8 protein-coding genes are annotated in these 15,139 nt (G+C 61.5%); 6 read left to right on the top strand and 2 right to left on the bottom strand.

Features of this window, described 5'->3' with window-relative positions:
* The first annotated feature begins 8 nt into the window (after window positions 1-8).
* The 4 genes from BLU04_RS14830 (at window position 9) to BLU04_RS14815 (ending at window position 7,487) form a co-directional block, all read left to right on the top strand.
* On the top strand, window positions 9-4,265 hold the full coding sequence (locus BLU04_RS14830) for a hypothetical protein (protein ID WP_093287744.1): 4,257 nt from the start codon (window positions 9-11) through the stop codon (window positions 4,263-4,265).
* A gap of 16 nt (window positions 4,266-4,281) precedes the next feature.
* On the top strand, window positions 4,282-5,367 hold the full coding sequence (gene rhaT, locus BLU04_RS14825) for an L-rhamnose/proton symporter RhaT (protein WP_093288720.1): 1,086 nt from the start codon (window positions 4,282-4,284) through the stop codon (window positions 5,365-5,367).
* A 15-nt stretch (window positions 5,368-5,382) separates the two neighbouring features.
* The gene (locus BLU04_RS14820) at window positions 5,383-6,666 is read left to right on the top strand and encodes a glycoside hydrolase family 28 protein (RefSeq protein WP_093287742.1); all 1,284 of its coding nucleotides are present in this window, start codon (window positions 5,383-5,385) and stop codon (window positions 6,664-6,666) included.
* A 122-nt stretch (window positions 6,667-6,788) separates the two neighbouring features.
* Window positions 6,789-7,487 carry a hypothetical protein gene (locus BLU04_RS14815; RefSeq protein ID WP_157895386.1) on the top strand — a complete coding sequence of 233 codons (699 nt, stop codon included), beginning with the start codon at window positions 6,789-6,791 and terminating at the stop codon, window positions 7,485-7,487.
* Window positions 7,488-7,494: 7 nt separating this feature from the next.
* Here the strand turns inward: BLU04_RS14815 and BLU04_RS14810 are convergent, their stop codons facing one another.
* Together BLU04_RS14810 and BLU04_RS14805 are read right to left on the bottom strand one after the other, a co-directional pair.
* The gene (locus BLU04_RS14810) at window positions 7,495-10,050 is read right to left on the bottom strand and encodes a glycosyl hydrolase (protein ID WP_093287737.1); all 2,556 of its coding nucleotides are present in this window, start codon (window positions 10,048-10,050) and stop codon (window positions 7,495-7,497) included.
* A 90-nt stretch (window positions 10,051-10,140) separates the two neighbouring features.
* Window positions 10,141-11,385 (bottom strand): Gfo/Idh/MocA family oxidoreductase, encoded by a 1,245-nt coding sequence (locus BLU04_RS14805; protein WP_093287735.1) that lies wholly within the window; start codon window positions 11,383-11,385, stop codon window positions 10,141-10,143.
* Between the two features lie 303 nt (window positions 11,386-11,688).
* Between BLU04_RS14805 and BLU04_RS14800 the strand changes: the two genes are divergently transcribed.
* The gene (locus BLU04_RS14800) at window positions 11,689-12,969 is read left to right on the top strand and encodes a PEP-CTERM sorting domain-containing protein (RefSeq protein ID WP_093287732.1); all 1,281 of its coding nucleotides are present in this window, start codon (window positions 11,689-11,691) and stop codon (window positions 12,967-12,969) included.
* A 120-nt stretch (window positions 12,970-13,089) separates the two neighbouring features.
* Window positions 13,090-15,099, top strand: a complete 2,010-nt coding sequence (locus BLU04_RS14795) for a beta-galactosidase (protein WP_093287730.1) — start codon at window positions 13,090-13,092, stop codon at window positions 15,097-15,099.
* Window positions 15,100-15,139: the final 40 nt, after the last annotated feature.

The raw sequence follows: 15,139 nt of genomic DNA, 5'->3' as shown, positions 1-15,139 counted from the left end.
TCCCGCCTGTGCTCGGTCGGGAGCGCGGCGTGGCCCTGGTGGTCGTCCTCTCCTTCATGGCGTTGCTGGTCGGCGTCGTCCTCGCCTTTTTCTCGATCAGCCAGCTCCAGCGGCAGGTCTCCAAGAGCAGTTCCAGCCAGACCTCGGCCGAGATCCTCGCCGACGGCGCGGTGAACCGCATCATCGGCGACCTGAAGAGCGAGATCGTGGCGGGATCGAAGACGCTCAGTCCCAGTGCCGGGACGGCCATCCTCTATCTTCCCTCCAAGGCGGCGAACGCCATCCCGGCCTTGGCTGTCCCCGGCTACACGAGCGCGACGATCGTCGGTTCGGGCCTCGAGAACGTCGTGAAGGTGAGCAAATCCGGCCTGTCCTTCTATTCCGGTGGAGCCTCCCGGGCGATCGCCGCCTCTACCACGAATGCCGCCCGCAACGGGCACGCGCTTTCGCTGAGCGCATGGAACAAGCCACTCCTTATGGCCAAGGCGACCTCCGGTTCCTCCACCGACTTCACGCCGAAAAATTTCACCGCCCCCGACTGGATCCTGGTCGATCGCTCCGGTAGTAATCCCACGGCGTGGAACTCCGACCTGATCCGGACTTCCTCGGCCGCCGACACGGCGGCAGTCGTTGGCCGCTATGCCTACGTTGTCTACAATGAAGGAGGCCTTCTCGACGCCAATGTGGCCGGCTATCCCTCCGTCGTCACCAATCAGCCGACGACCGGCTATGGCATCAAGAACCAGGTCGACCTGAAAAGTTCGCTCGCCTATGCCGACCTGACCCAGACTGGGCTCAATCAAAAGCAGATCGACCAGCTTGCGGCATGGCGGAACAGCGGCACGCTCCTCTCCTCGGGTAGCGGCCCCAGCAGTTTCGCCCTGACGGCTTCGAGCGCCGTTTACACCAACTTCTTCGTTTGGGCCAACCGCAACGGAAGCGGCTTCCTCAATGCTTCCCCGGTCGGAACGGCTCCGGCGGGGACGACCGACCACGTCTTCGTCAGCCGCCAGCAGCTTCTCAATTTCGCGACTCAGATCGCCAAGGTCGGCGGGAATTCCCTCAGCGCGACCCAGAACGCCCTCCGTTACCTCGGGACGTTCAGCCGGGGTGTGAGCCAGCCCAGCTACATCCCCCCGACCTCGAATCCAGTGCTGAGCACGTCGGCTCCCACGGTAGCGTTGTCCGCGGTAAGCGGGGGCAATACCGGTTACGGCCTCGACAAGTCGATCAACCCGATCTTTCCCCAGGTGGCGGCGTCGGGGACGTTTACTCGCAACGACGGCAGCACGGCTTCGGTGGGCGATGCCCTCGTCAAGAAGCGCTTCGCCCTCGATCGTCTGGTCTGGATCACCTATGCCGGACCGATCGCGGACGACAACGGCAACCTCAATCCGGCGAGTGATTCCGGAATTACGACGATGATCGCAACGTTGGAGGAGACCTACGGATTCGCGCCCACCTTCCTGAAGCAGGGAGGACCGGCGAACATCAAGAAATACTTCGGTCTCGAGTGGAAAGTCGATCCGGCCGACAGCCAACACAAGTGGTTCTACGACTACCACAACACCACGGGGTCTCCCACGGCGGGGAGCAAGCGCTCGATCCAGCTTCTCAAGGACATTGCCGCCCTGGGGAGCCAAGCCCGCGATCCCGATTTCTTCGAACTGATCAAGGCAACGGTTTCCGCCGGATCGAAGGCGAAGGTGGCCGCCAATCCGACGCTGGCCAAGGCGCGCAACGGGACCAGCTATCAGTACGATCCCCTCTACGTCCAGAGCCAGCTCGATGGCTCCCTCGATTACGCCATCCTCCAGATCGGTGCCAACATCATCGCCCAGGCAACCCTCGACGCCTATCCTCCCCGCATCGTCTTCGACGACAGCGGCAGCGTCTCCGGGGATGTGGCGACCGAATTTCGCGGCGTGAAGAACCTCCCCTACCTCTACCGGTTCCATTACGGCATGCTCAAGATGCGGATGGAGAGCCCGGACGCGAACAAGATCACGAGCAACGGCTCCACAGCAGTCAATTATGCGGTGGCGACCTCGATTTCGGGCAACACGGTGAGCGATACCGGCGTCGTCGCGTTGATGATGATCCCCGACGTCTGGAATCCGCACGACGTGAATACCTCCCCCGGGTATCCCTCTCCCGCCGACTTCCGGGTCACGGCCGACAGCATCTATCCCTCGGGGATCGTCGAGACGGAGCCGACGAACTACATTGGCTCCGCCGCCGCCGGGTCCGACACGGTCGACGTCTATTCTTCCTACAGTTCGTTCACGACCATCGATACCACCCAATTCAAGCAAAGCCGGGGAGGCGCGACGATGTCCCGGGCGTTCAACGGCAACGCGGGTAAGGCGACGGGGTTCGTCATCCAATCTCCCAATACAACGAAGGGCTCGAACGTCACGTTGAATTTCACAATCCCGGCCTCCGGCTCGACTTCGGCCGCCGCGACGACGATGTTCCGCGAGCCGACGATGCTGGGACAGGTGAACGTCAGCGGAAGCAACCTGAAGATGAACATTGCGTCCGATCCCGATCTGCTTCTCCTGAAGAACGCCGCAGGGCAGGCCGTGTACGATGCCTCGGCGGGAGGACTCCGCTGCGAAACGCCCGATCCTCTCAACCAGAGCGCCGCGCCCGCGATCAATCCGAACGCCAACTTCACCGGGTTCGTCATCGGCCTCTATCCCGTCGAGTGGGTGGCCGACGGCAATGTCTATCGGAGCTGGGCTCCACTGGCCAGCGCCAATGGGTTGGGGGGAGGCCTTGTCCCGATGACAATGCGGCTGCAATGCAGCAATCCGAACATCAACAACGGCAATGCGGATCCCGCCGGTTCCTGGCTGACCTACGACATGAAGTTCGTTTCGGGTTCCCCTTATGCCATGCTTCAAACCCTGACTCCCTTCGGGAGTGGTACAGCCGTCGGGAGCCTTAGAAACAGCGGGGGCACGGCCGTTGGCAACCGGAATGCGGCGACACAGGGGTCGCTCCTTCCGCCGATCTATACGTATGGCGCCGATTGCATGTGGACGGGCTTCGTCGATCCCCGCAGCAGCCGCTTCTCCTCTCCGGCGGGGATGTATGCGAGCGGGGTCAACGGTGTGGGCAATACCCGCACCGATTGGATCGACACGGCCAACGGCATCCTCCTGAGCACCCGCCCCGGAGTCAATGCGGGCTACGGGGTGCCCTACGGTTCAGCTTCGGCCAGTTACGGCAAGATGTCGAGGGGCGGGAGCATCAATTGGTTCGGTAGCAGCACCTATTTCCGTTCCGGCCTCTACGCCCAAAACCTCCCGACGGCCCTCGACGACGGCAAGAGCACCTCGGGCGCCACCTCCGGCGGCGGCGGTTCGGCCTCCTACTACCAGGATCCGGACGGCGTCCTTCGGCGCGCCATGGGGGGGTATGTCGTTCCTTCGGGGGGGACGCCGGCCGCCACGACGGTCGGCCTGCCGATTGCGAGCACCCTCGCGAACGGGGCTGTGAATGTCACGCCGGCGCAGAATCAAAGCCAGAGTCGACCGATCGTTTTGAACCGGCCTTTCGCCTCGGTCGCCGAGTTGGGTTATGTCTTTTCGGGAACGCCCTGGAAGAACCTCGACTTCTTCACTCCGGAGAGCGGAGACGCCGCGCTTCTCGACATCTTCTGCGTCCACGACACGCCCGATCCCGCGGGCCTCGTGGCCGGGATGGTCGATCTCAACACGCGCCAGGCCCCCGTCCTCCAGGCCTTGTTCTCGGGAGCCTGTATCGACGAGAACAATCATCTCGCAACAACTCCCACGGGCGCCATCGCCGCGATGAGCGATCCCACGCTCGTGAAGGATCTGGCCAATGCCGTGATCAGCCGGAGCACCTCTTCAGCGTCGAACAAGGGACCTTTCCAGAACGTCAGCGAGCTGGTCGGCAAGTACATCCCCGGCTACGCGGGCGGTTTCAACGGGCAGGCGTTCGACGGGTTCAGCAACGATATTGGCGCAATCTCCGGTTTCACCGCCTCTCCCTCGCTGACGAACATCCAGCGCTTCCGCGAGTCGGCGATCCGCCCGTTGGCGTCCGTGGGGCAGACGCGAGTCTGGAATCTTATGATCGATGTGGTTTCGCAGACAGGCCGCTATCCAACTGCCGCGAAGTCGGCTGATGACTTCATCATGGAGGGGGAGCGACGCTATTGGGTCCACCTCGCGATCGACCGCCTCACCGGCAAGGTGCTCGATAAGCAAGTCGAGGTCGTCCAACAGTAGAGATTTGTCTTTTTTCATGACTCCCAATCCCCTCCTCGGACTGATCTTCCATTGGATCGGCGGCCTGGCCTCGGCCAGCTTTTATATTCCCTATCGCGGCGTCCGCAAATGGGCATGGGAGAGCTATTGGATCGTGGGCGGATTTTTCAGTTGGATCGTCGCACCGTGGCTCTTCGCGTGGCTCCTCGTCCCCCATCTCGGCGCGATCCTGAGGGAGGCACCCGGCGGGGCCGTCGGTTGGTCGTTTCTTTTCGGCACTTTGTGGGGGGTGGGGGGGCTGACGTTCGGGCTCACGATGCGCTATCTGGGTATCGCGCTTGGGATGGCGATCGCCCTCGGGTTCTGCGCCGCGTTCGGGACGCTGATGCCTCCTCTCGTGGCCGGGGATTTGGGACGAATCGCCCATACGGTCTCGGGACAGTGGATTCTCTCCGGGGTGGCGGTGTGCCTTCTCGGGATCGGCGTGAGCGGGTGCGCCGGGATGTCGAAGGAGAGCGAGCTTTCGGAAGAGGAGAAACGACGGACCATCCGGGAGTTCCATTTCGCGAAAGGGCTGGGGATGGCGGTCTTCTCCGGGGTGATGAGCGCCTGCATGTCGTACGGCTTCGCCTCGGGAAAGCCGATTGCGGAGATCGCCGCAAAGCACCTTGCGGAGGACGGGGCGGGGCCTCTCTGGCGGAACCTGCCGGTCCTTGTCGTGGTGCTCCTGGGCGGTTTCGCAACGAATGGTGTGTGGTGCCTCGTCCTCAACCTGAGGAACCGGACGTGGGGTGATTATATTTCCCGCAGGGATGGCCACGGCCATGACGTGCCGCTCTTGGCCAATTACGTCTTCTCCGCGATCGCCGGAGTAACGTGGTATCTCCAGTTCTTCTTTTACTCGATGGGAGAGACCTGCATGGGAGCCTACGGATTCTCGAGTTGGACGCTCCACATGGCGAGCATCATCATCTTCAGCACGTTGTGGGGAATCGCCCTTCGCGAATGGAAGGGGACGAGCTTCCGCACTCACCTCCTCATCGGCCTCGGCCTCTTTGCCCTTGTCGGATCGACGGTGATCGTGGGCTACGGCAATTACCTCGGCGCGGCGGCGAAGCCTTAATAACCAGTCATTATCATGTCACAGATTTTTTCGTCCCTCTTCGTCCTTGTCCTTGTCTTGCTCTCCTGCGGGAGGGCCGAAACCTCCTCCTCGCCGGAAAGAGTCGACATCGTCCAATACGGTGCTGTGGGGGACGGCAAGACGCTGAACACCCTGGCGATCCAGTCTGCCATCGACAAGTGCGCGGACGCCGGAGGAGGGACGCTCCTGATTCCCGCAGGGACGTTCCTTTCCGGGGCGCTGTTTCTGAAGCCCGGCGTGAACCTCCATCTGGACAAGGGCGCGGTGCTTCAGGGATCGACGGATATCGCCGACTATCCGGAGGGGGAAACCCGCATCGAAGGCAAGATCCAGACCTGGGTGCCCGCTCTCGTCAACGCGGCGCACGCCGACCATCTCCGTATCGACGGAGAGGGGACGATCCAGGGCGGGGGAAAAGCTTTCTGGGACGCCTTCTGGAAACGGCGCGCGGCCAATAAGGACGCCACGAACCTCGAGGTGAAGCGCCCCCGCAACGTCTTCATCCAGGATTCGAAAGACGTCTACCTCGGCGGTATCGCCCTGCGCCAATCGGGTTTCTGGAACTTGCATCTGTTCCGCTGCCAGGATGTGCACATCGAGAAGCTCGATATTCGTACACAGCTTAAAGCGCCGAGCACCGATGGGATCGATCTCGATAGTTGCCAGAATGTGAGCATCGACGGTTGTTTCATTTCCGTGGACGACGACAACATCTGCCTCAAGGGAAGCAAGGGGCCGACTGCTCTCGACGACCCGACGATTTTGCCCGACGAGAACATCCATATTTCCAACTGCACGTTCGGGCTGGGGAACGCGGCGCTCACCCTCGGCAGCGAGGCGACGACGGTACGCAATGTGGTGATGGAAAACTGCAAAATTGCGGGAAAGGAGAAGAATTGCCTTGTCTCGCTCAAGCTTCGTCCCGACACGGAACAGCATTACGAAGGCATCGTCGTCCGCAACATCACGATCGACAATCCGGCGGTTCAATTGATCCAAATCAAGGGCTGGACGCAGTTCTTCGACTTGCAGGGAAAGCCTGCGCCGAGCCAATGGGTTTCTGACGTTACGCTTTCCGATATCACCGGAACCTTGAAAAGCTTTGGTCAGATCGATGGGCCGGAGAAAAGCACGGTCCAGAATGTCACGTTCAAGAATATCGACATCACCCTGAAGACTCCCGATGTGATCACGAAGAGGGTGAGCGGCTTGAAATTCGACAACGTGAAGATCAACGGGGTTTTTTACGGGAACGAGCCGCAGGCGAGTGGTAACTGACGAAGTATTTCACGACACATTTCGATAGACGAATTGCGGTAAATTATTGTAAAATATTGCAATAACTATACCGTATCTCAAGGGGGACGGCCTATGGTTCCAACACCCCATCGTTGAATGAAATGTCGCGAATCGCCTTTGCCTTCATGTTATCCGTGCTCTGCCTTGTTATCGGAACTGAGTCTCTCCGAGCAGAAATTCATCCGGTTCCTGCGGGAAAAGGGGTGCTTCCGCCAGCCCAGGGTAAAGAGGTGATCCAGGCCGATGATGTGGTGAAGCTCTTTCAGAAGGAGGAGCAGGGCGCCGTGGAAAGGCTCTCCTCCAAGCCTATCCGCGTGAAGGGACATGTCCGGAATTTTCACGACGAGCATCCGCTGAACCATGAGCATGATTTCTTCGTCGACCTGACGCAGGCCGATGCGCCGTGGCATGTCTACGTCCGCTTTTCTCACGATCAGCTCGATGCGTTTTGCCTTCCCGAAGACAAGAGGCCAAAGAGCCCGGAGAAGCACTATGCCGATTATCAGCGGACGATGAACCAGATCAATACGGACGCCTATTACGACAAGGATCTGAACTGCATCGCACTCCATTACTCCGAGACGCTCGCTCCGCCGAAGCAGAAGAACAAGGTCCCTCCCAAGGGGGTGAACCAGGGGAACGCGTCGAAGGATGTCTTCGAATCGTTCTCCGCCGACAAGATTCCCCTCCTGTCGGTGAACGATGCCTTCGACGCCGATGTCGAGTTCGAGCAGGTGGCGGCGGAGAATACGGTGATTTTCCGCTCGACCGCCGTTCCCTTTGAGCCGCCCCTCCATTGAGGAGACATCAAGGGGCGGATGGCGTGCTCGCGGGAAGAAGGGGTGCCACCGGAGTGAGCGTCACCGGACCTAAAAGCCCCGAGTCGGCGAGGGGCCACTTCGAAGCGTTGAAAGGCTTGTAGTTGGTGCCGACGACGCCGATATCGTTGAACTCATGCCAGGCGACGCCTCGGCGGTCGAGGTCGCTGATTCGGTTGGCCGAGGTGTTCGTGACTTCGATCTCGAGGACATTGCCTTTCGGCAAGAGGGGACCGATCACGATTTGGAAGGGGGGCGCGATCAGCGTTCCCATTTCCTGTCCGTTGAGGCGCACGCGCGCGCTTTGGCAGACCTTTCCGAGGTCGAGGCGGGCTGTGGTGCCCATGCCCGTAGGCGCATCCCAAGTCAGAGTATAGAGGGCTGTGCCGTCGAATGCCCGTGCAGTGTCGCCTCCATTCTGGGTCCAGGAGGCGAGGGTATCCATATCGAAGGGCGGAGGAAGTTCCGGGCCCCCGGTCAGGAAGCGGACGTGCCAGGTGCCCGTCAAGGGCACGGGCGTGGCGGTGGAGCGCCATAGAGCGGCGCTGGGGCCGTCGGGCCTGCGTTCGGAGAAGAGGCGGACCAGCGTCGATTCTCCTGGCGCGAGTTGGAGATAGACTTCGGAGAGGTCCGTTTCCCTGGCACGGATCGGGATCGATCCGATGGCGCCGCTCATCGGGTCGAAGCGGTAGGCGACCTCGGCGTGCTTCGCGAGGGAAATCCATCCGTCGACGGCCTGGTTTCCCTTGTTGGAGATGAAGTAGAACACCCCGTCGGGAAGCGCGCGCCGCACATATTGAAGGCCTGGCTGGTCGCACAGGAATTCACGCGGCACGCCCGCTCCCTCGAGGGAGGCCAGCAAGGGGCCGACGACGACTTTGCCCGAGAGCCCGCGGGCCGCCGCCGTCAGAGTGCGGAGCTTTTCGCGCCGTTCGTCGAGGCGTGTCCATCCCGGCACGTCTTCGGGCAATTGCTCCTCGAAGATCACCGTGGCGCCTTTGCGGGCGAGATCGAGGAGGGTTTCCAACGTTCCTTCGGGCATGAGCTTGCACTTCGGAACGACGAGGGCCCGATAGCGGACGTCGCCGATCGCGATGCGGCCTTTCTCCGTCTGGAGGCGCGCGATCTGCCGGTCGGAAACGTAGTCGAACTGATAGCCCCGCTCGTAGAGCTTCGCCGCGGCCCGTCCGAAGGATTGGCCTTCGAAGATCGTCTTGTCGTCGACGGCAAACGGATGGACGAGGCTCTTGCCCGCTTCGCTCCAGGCGTCGTAGACCGGCCAATAGAGGAGAAGATCGCCGTCCGGCTGGCCTGCCTGGAGGACCGATTGGCAGCGCGTGATGTAGGCGTTGAGTGTCCCCACGTCGTGCCAGATCGAGTTGCGCGGGTTCATCTCGGTGGAGGCATAGAAGACCCAGCCGGGCCAGGCGACCTCGTCGGGGGAGTAGCAGACTCCGTGGTAGACGATGTGGTTGATGCCGGAGAGGAACATGTCGTCGACGAGGTTTTTCATGTCGGCCAGAGTTTCGGTGAAGTGCTCGGCGAGCCAGGTTCCGGTCTCGCCCGAGCAGAGGGGATGCCCTCCCACGTGCGCGGCCGAGGAGGCGAACTTCGAGAAGAGCCGGTTCCGGGCTTTGTTGAACATCTCCGTCTCCGGGATGTCGGCGAGGGCGTAGAGGTCGAGCAGGTTCGCGGGGGCTCCGTGGGCCTGATAGCGGGCAAGGAAGCCGTGATCGTGTGACCAGGAGACCCACTTCGGCATGGTGACCTCGCACATCAGGTCGGAGAGGGTCTCGCGGTAATCGGAGCGGACGCGGGAGGCATGGTCGTCGGACGGTGTGGTGAGCAGGGCCGGTAGCTCGTCCTGGAAGCGATACCCCCGGCGTTTCTCGAAGGCTTCCGGGAAATCGGGGCTCCAGTTCGCGCCGAAGTACTCGTAGGAATCCTGGTGGACGGCTCGGGGTTTGAGGTCGCCCAGGCTGCCGAGGGGGCCGTCGAAGGTCTTGAGGTAATCGTCCATCGCCTTGCCGTAGAAGGGATTGATCATCCAGCCCTCGCCGCCGGGGCCGGCGCGCTTCACCTTGTCGCTCGGCTGCGTGCGGACGGCGGAGGAATCGCCGTTCGCCGCCAAGAGCTGTTTGAAGTCGATCTTGGCCGAGGCCTCCTCCTTGGTGACGCCCGGCCCGCCGAAGCACCAACCCGATCCGAGCGTCATGTCGATGCCCAGGCCGAGCCGCTTTCCTTCGGCGACGGTGTACTGGAGCATCCCGATCCATTGCGGGCTGAGGAACGGGATGTAGCTGCCTTCCGATCCCTTCGCCCCGTAGATGGGAATGATCTGGACCCCGCCCATTCCGGCATCCCGATAGCGCGTCAGTTCCCGGGTCAGATTCTCCTTGTCGACCGCGCTCCCCATCCACCACCAGAACGCCCACGGCTTCTGGGTTTCGGTGACGGGAGGCCAGACGGGGGTGGCATCCTGGGCGCTCAAGGGCAGGAGAGCTGTTGACCAAGCTGCGAGGAGGAGGAGAACGGGCTTTGTCATGGACAGGAGGAATGCCGCTTGCCGCTTCTCTTTTAGCGTATCGGAAAGAGTCGGTCTGCGCTATCGCCGATCCGTTTGAAGCGGACCGTCTTAGGCGGCCACCTGGACGGGGTGCGCATCGGTCCGCGCCGTCAAGTCCCCATCGAGGAGCAAATGGGTGAGTTCCGCGAGACGGACGGGGCGCGGCTTCGCCGTGGCCCAGGGGATGCCCTGCTCCGAGAAGAGCTTTCCGTTGAGAAGGGTGTGCTTCACGGCCTCGTGCAGGAAGGCGACGGAGAAGCCCGTCTGCTCTTCCTTCGTGTAGTGCCGGATATGGGCGCGGGAGATGTCGTGGATGCCCCCGGAGGAGAGGAGCATGCCGTTCGTGGCGGAGACGTAGCCCAGGGTATCCTGGAGCCGCGTCTCGAAATGGTCGCGATCCCCGCGCAGCACGTCGACGAAGGCGTCGTAGTTGCGGTCGAGGAGTTCCTGGGTCGTCTCGGGACGGTTCAGGCCGGGGCCCAGGTTGGTCTCGAGCGTGGCACCGTCGTTGCCGAGCCGGGCCCAGCCCTTCGATCCGCGCACGTCGATCCGGAAGGGGAGGCATTGCTCGGTGGCGTGGGTCACGGCCAAGGCGAAGCGGATGCCGCTGCGGCCGAACTTCCCCCTCAGGCAGGCGGTGTCGTAGCTCTCGATGGGGCGCGCCCGATACATCTCGCCCTCGACTTCCGAGGGAACGTCGAAATCGGATTCCGTCGCGCCCGCCAGGAACATCACGTTGTGGACGAGGTGGGCCAGCGCATTGGTCGCCGGGCCGTCGAAGATCGGGTTTCCGTCGCGGATCATCCGCCCGGCCCAAGGGGAGCGGTTGTAATAGCCGTCGAGGCGGGGCCAGCAACCTCCCGCATGGATTTCCTGAATCCTTCCAAAGTCCCCCGCGACGATCCGGCGCTTGAGCTCCTGCATGCAGGTTGACCCGATATATTGGAAGCCCACGGAGACCCGGCGTTCCGTGTCGGCGGCCACGAGAGAGCGGAGCTGCTGGACGAGGGGGACGGGCGGTTTCTCCAGATTCACCCAGAGCCCGCGATGAATGCAGGCCGAGGCCATCTCATAGTGGAAGGGGATCGGCGTGGCGATCGTCACCGCGTCGAGCTCGGTCTCCTCGTCGAGGAGGGAACGGTAATCCGAATACCAGCGGATGCCGAGAGCCTCCAGGGCGGTCTTCTGCTCAGGGAGGGGAGAGGGCTCGGCCACGGCGATCAAGCGGCCCTTTCCGGCCTTTTCGAGGCGCTCGATGGAGGCCCGATGATAGGAACCGATGCCGCCGACGCCGATCAGTCCGAAACGAATCATAAGGGAATAGTGGAGGAGATTCTCCGGGGGTTGTTCATTATTTTGCAATATTTTGCATAAAATACAAATATAAAATAAGACATAGGTGAAAATGCTCAATTTTTTATTATTACTCTTTTAAATCGAAATCCATTCAGAAGATATTTTGCAAAAATTTGCTGAGAAATTATAAAATTGTATTTACATGATTAGCGGCTTTTGAGATTCTTGAGATGGTTCAACCGCAAATCCTCTGCTCCGCAGCATGTTTTTTGGGGGGGAGGACAACGCGATAACTCAATACGCAGGAAAACGGATCGTCTTATGAAACAAGCAAACTTGGGAATCGCCGCCCGCGTTCTGGTCGCCTTAGTCTTGATGTTCGGGACAAGGGCGTTTTCGGCCGACGTCTATTATTACAATGGAGCGGGGACGACGAACGTCCTTCATGGGCTTGCGGATTGGGTCAACGGCAGTGCCTCGGCACCAGCTGATACGGCGACTCTCGGTAGCAGCGGCAATTCGCTGGTCTTCAGTGACAACAGTTCCTACCTCGCGGCAGGGTCTCCCACGAATCTCTCCATTTCGACCGAAGCTTCCCTCACCTACGGCAATATCGTCGACAACTTGGCTGAGAATCTGACGCTGTCGCTCTCTAGCGGTGCCTCGATCTCGATCAAGGCCACTCCCAACACATTCTACTCCGCTTACGGCTCCACTGCCTATTACATGATCGATATGAGCCAGGCGGGAGGGAACTTGGAATTCGCGATGGGGACGGGAGCTTCCTACAAGCTCATTGCCGCAACCGCTGCCATCACGCAGACGTGGAATGTTGCCACAGGCCGAACGCTCACCTTCGATAGCGGAACCATCAGCACGAGCGGGACGACTCAAGGTACCCTGGTCTTGACGGGTGGAGGCAATATCGTCCTCAACGCAAACATCACGACCGGTTCCAACTGGGGTTGGACGGTCCAGGGGGCGAATGTCACGATGGCGGGAGCCAATGTCTATACCCGCTCGACGAGCATTTCCTCCGGGGCCCTTACGCTGAGCGGCAGTATTGCGTCGAGCTTCATAAATGTCACCGGAGGGACTTTCCGGGGAACGGGAACCATCAGTCCGGGAACGGGCACCCAGGGTCTAGTTTCAGTGGCCAGCGGGGCCATTCTTCAGGCGGGAGCCGATTCTACGACGACGGGGACGACGCTTTCTCTCCTGGGTGGTCTGAAGATGCTTTCGGGATCGACGCTGGAGTTCGTCGTCAATTCTGACCTTAGTCATACGACGCTCGCTCTCGCCGCGGCACCGACGAACTCGCAGACGAATGCATTCGCCTCGGCTCTCTCAGTGACCCTTTTGGGAACGTTGGCGGCCGGCACCTACGATAATATCATCACTGGTCTTGCCTCTGATCCCGGGACGGAGAGCACATGGGTCCTCACCAATGGCGGCTATACGGCTACCTTTGTTTACGACGGGGCGGGTGATATTGATCTGACGCTGGCCGCCGTTCCTGAGCCGGGGACGGTCTCCCTCCTGATGTTCGGCTCCGCGGCGTTGCTCTTCGCGGCCCGGAAGCGGTTCCGGTTCGCCGCTTGAGCTTGAGGGATCCCTGTTTGCTCTCCACGATGGAGTCGAGACGACTCCCATTCCCACTGCGTCGTCCCCCCGCTTCCTTGCGTGAGGGACGGCGCTTTTTCATGATCCTCCTTTCCTGAAATGAACAAGAACACGATTCTCGCGAAGACCGGCCAGATTCTCTACGGCGGGGACTACAACCCGGAGCAGTGGCCTGAGAGCGTCTGGAAGGAGGACATGCGGCTGATGCGCCTTGCGGGGGTGAACTTCGTGAGCATCGGCATCTTTTCCTGGGCGAAGCTTCAGCCGACCGAGAAGACCTTCGACTTCGGATGGCTCGACCGCCTGATGTATCTCCTCGGCGAGAACGGGATCTGGGCCGACCTCGCCACGGCGACGGCCTCGCCGCCCCCGTGGATGTCCCGCTATCCCGATCTCCTCGCCGTCGACGTCGACGGGCACGTCTATTCCCATGGATCGCGGCAGCATTTCTCGCCGAGCAGCCCGACGTACCTGCGCTTCGCCGAGGCGCTGGTGAAGAAAATTGCCGCCCGCTACGCAAAGCATCCGGCCCTCGCCGCGTGGCATCTCAACAACGAGTACGCCTGCCACATGAACATGTGTTACGGCGAGGCCTCGGCGAAGGCGTTCCGTCTCTGGCTGAAGGAGCGCTATCACACCTTAGACGCGCTCAACGCGGCGTGGGGGACGGCGTTCTGGAGCCAGCACTACTCGGCCTGGGAGGACGTCCAGCCGCCCCGCAAGACGCCGATGTTTTCCAATCCGGCTCAGACGCTCGACTTCCACCGCTTCACCAACGCGGCCTTCCTGAAGATCGCCAAGATGGAGTGTGCCATCCTGCGCAAGGCGACGCCCGATCTCCCGATCACGACGAACCTGATGAGTTTCTTCAAGCCCCTCGATTACTTCGAGTGGGCCAAGGAACTCGATTTCGTGAGTTGGGACAGCTACCCCGATCCTCTCGACTACGGGGAGCTGATCGGGGCGCGAGGCCACGACCTGACCCGCTCGCTCAAGCCGGGCCGTCCGTTCGTATTGATGGAGCAGGTGACCTCGCACGTGAACTGGAGGCCGGTCAACGTCGCCAAGCCGGTCGGGACGATGCGTCTCTGGAGCCACCAGTCGGTCGCGCGCGGCGCCGACGGGGTCATGTTCTTCCAATGGCGGCAGGCGGCTTCGGGGGCCGAGAAATACCACGGATCGATGGTTCCCCACAGCCCCGATCCCGAGAAGACGCGGGTCTTCCAGGAAGTCCGCGAGCTGGGGGCCGAGCTGAAGAAGCTGGAGCCGGTGGCGGGCACTCTCGTCCGGAGCCGGGCGGCAATCGTCGTCGATTGGGAGACGTGGTGGGCGCTGGAGCTTCCTTCGAAGCCGACGGAGTTCAATTACCTCGCCGCGATCGAACCGGTCCACCGCTACTTCTATGAGCGGAATATCGCGGTCGACTTCGTCACACCCCAGAGCGATCTCTCCGGCTACAGTCTTGTCGTCGCTCCCACGCTCTACCTCCTGCGGGGGAAGGACGCCAAGCATCTCGACCGCTATGTCCGAGAAGGAGGAACGTTCCTTGCCACATGCTTCTCGGGCATCGTTGACGAGAACGAGCGGATCGTCCCTGGCGGCTATCCCGGCCATTTGCGGGAGACTCTTGGTCTCTGGATCGAGGAATGGTGGCCGCTCGGCCCGTCCGAGACCCGAAAGGTCCGCCTGGGTGCGAAGGCCCTTTCGGGATCGCGCTGGAGCGAGGTGATCCACCTGAAGGGGGCCAAGGCTTTGGCGACCTTCGAGGAAGGCTACCTGAAGGGGAAACCTGCCGTGACGCGGCATGCCCTGGGCAAGGGACAGGCGTTCTACGTCGGCACGGTTCTCGACGACTCTTCTCTCGGCGTCCTCCTTGACGACCTCTCCCGCGGACTGAAGTTGGCGGCGCCGATCAAGGCTCCGAAGGGGGTCGAGGTCACGCTTCGGGAGGGCGGGGGAAAGCGGTTCCTCTTCCTCCTGAATCACAATGGCAAGGCCGTGCGCCTTCCGCTGGGACGCCTGAAAGGAACCGATTTGATCTCCGGACGGAAGAGCGGGAAGGCCGTTTTGCTGAAGGCGAGCGACGTGGCCGTGATCGAGCTGGAATAAGGCATCCTGCCGGGAAGAGGGGTCCTCTTCCCCAGTCGGG

The sequence above is a fragment of the Verrucomicrobium sp. GAS474 genome (assembly GCF_900105685.1).
Classification (GTDB): Bacteria; Verrucomicrobiota; Verrucomicrobiia; order Methylacidiphilales; family GAS474; genus GAS474.
The sequence above is the reverse complement of the archived record's forward strand: the minus strand, read 5'-3'. Positions and strand labels throughout refer to the sequence as shown.

Bases quoted from the DNA above. Each gene is read 5' to 3' on its own strand.
- rhaT (WP_093288720.1), top strand. From the start codon at position 4,282: ATGACTCCCAATCCCCTCCTCGGACTGATCTTCCATTGGATCGGCGGC.
- BLU04_RS14820 (WP_093287742.1), top strand. From the start codon at position 5,383: ATGTCACAGATTTTTTCGTCCCTCTTCGTCCTTGTCCTTGTCTTGCTC.
- BLU04_RS14815 (WP_157895386.1), top strand. From the start codon at position 6,789: ATGTCGCGAATCGCCTTTGCCTTCATGTTATCCGTGCTCTGCCTTGTT.
- BLU04_RS14810 (WP_093287737.1), bottom strand. From the start codon at position 10,050: ATGACAAAGCCCGTTCTCCTCCTCCTCGCAGCTTGGTCAACAGCTCTC.
- BLU04_RS14805 (WP_093287735.1), bottom strand. From the start codon at position 11,385: ATGATTCGTTTCGGACTGATCGGCGTCGGCGGCATCGGTTCCTATCAT.
- BLU04_RS14800 (WP_093287732.1), top strand. From the start codon at position 11,689: ATGAAACAAGCAAACTTGGGAATCGCCGCCCGCGTTCTGGTCGCCTTA.
- BLU04_RS14795 (WP_093287730.1), top strand. From the start codon at position 13,090: ATGAACAAGAACACGATTCTCGCGAAGACCGGCCAGATTCTCTACGGC.